General features: G+C 67.3%; 2 protein-coding genes and 1 pseudogene. All 3 read right to left on the reverse strand.

What is annotated here, in order from left to right:
• Positions 1 to 271: pseudogene (locus TN53_RS48785) on the reverse strand (hypothetical protein); the annotation flags it as partial.
• Positions 272 to 336: 65 nt separating this feature from the next.
• Positions 337 to 690: a hypothetical protein gene (locus tag TN53_RS40515; RefSeq protein ID WP_046263880.1), complete on the reverse strand. Its 354-nt coding sequence runs from the start codon at positions 688 to 690 to the stop codon at positions 337 to 339.
• Positions 687 to 1558: IS256 family transposase (locus TN53_RS40520; RefSeq protein ID WP_046263881.1), on the reverse strand; the 872-nt coding region annotated here is incomplete at its 5' end. The genes TN53_RS40520 and TN53_RS40515, both read right to left, overlap by 4 nt.

The following is a 1558-nucleotide window of genomic DNA, read 5'->3' on the forward strand; positions in this document are numbered from 1 at the left end:
GTGGTGCACGGCCCACGGTGACACCCGGTGGGCGTCTCGGGAAACCCAGCTCGATGGGATCGAACCCGAACATTGCGTGGAGCACGCGCCAAGCACCGGCCCGCGGCACAGGGGGAGGAACTTCCCGGCGCCATCGTCTGGCCTGGCGTTCCGTCACGGAAATCCGTTCGGCGAGGAGTTGGGCGCTCTCCTCGAAGGCCTGTAAGAAGTCCGCCGGTTCCTTGAACCCAGCCGTGATACAGGCGTGTTCGAAGGGCGTCAGCTCAGCCACTTCGTACCTCCGCACCTTCTGATCGTGTACCGAGGAATCGTCAAGACCTGTGGATTCGGCGTGGTTCAGCGATAGCGCGGGAGTCCGCCGAGGTCCGGGAGCTCGTCCTCGAAGTCGCAGGCGGCAACGGCGTCGAGGCCGCGGTTCCAGAATGCTGTGAGCACGCGTGCCACCGCTTCGACGAGGACGGGGTCGGGGTCGTCGGCTTCCGCCTCGATCGTGAACGGCCACCCGATGAAGTCGGCGGCCAGCCCGTCGTCCGGGTTGTCCCGGATCTCGAAGACCATCCGACCTGATCGGATCGTGTAGTGATCGTCGGCGGAGGCGCCGAGAGCCGCCGCGACGAGCGCAGTCACGGACTCGCGATTGCCGCCTCGTAGGTAGATCTGGCAGTCCCCGTAGTCCTTCGCTGTGTTCACGCGGCCTGCTCCTGTCGCTCGACCAGGATGCCGTTCTCGAACCGGGCGCCGGTGCGGACCAGGGGGACCAGATGGGCGCCGGTAATCGCGCGCCAGCGTGTCTGGGCGGACTCGACGAGCTTGAACACCATCGCCAGGGCGGCGGCTGGACTGCCAGCCCCACGGGTGACCTTGGTCCGCAGCTTGACCGTGGAGAACGTTGACTCGATGGGGTTCGTGGTCCGCAGATGGATCCAGTGCTCGGCCGGGAAGTCGTAGAACGCCAGCAGTTCCTCGGCATCGTCGGTGATCTTCGCGACGGCTTTGGGCCACTTGGCGCCGTAGGTCTTCGCGAACGCCTCGATCGCCTTGTCGGCGTGCGTGCGGTCCTCGGCGTTGTAGATCTCCTGCATCGCCTTCGTCGCGCCGGGCTGCGCGGACTTCGGCAGGCAGTTCGTGACATTGCGGGCCTTGTGGACCCAGCACCTTTGGTGCCGGGCTGCCGGGAAGACTTCGACCAAGGCCTTCCACAAGCCCATCGCTCCATCGCCGACGACCAGCTCCGGATCGCGCATGCCCCGGCGGCGACAGTCGCGCAGCAGGTCGGCCCACGACTCGGTGGACTCGCGCAGGCCCTCGGCCAGAGCGATCAGCTCCTTCGTGCCGTCGAGGCGGACCCCGAGCAGGACCAGGACGCAGGAGTGTGCCTGACCGAGCCGGACCTTCGGATGCAACCCGTCAGCCCACACGTAGACGTAGTCGCGGTCGGACAGGTCGCGCCGCTGGAAGGCGGCGTGGTCGTCCTGCCACTGCCTGGTCAGCCGGGTCACGGTCGCCGCAGACAGGCCTGCCGCTCCGCCGAGGAACTGCTCCAGCGCCGGGACGAAGT

This window comes from Streptomyces sp. WM6386 (assembly GCF_000972385.1).
Classification (GTDB): Bacteria; Actinomycetota; Actinomycetes; order Streptomycetales; family Streptomycetaceae; genus Streptomyces.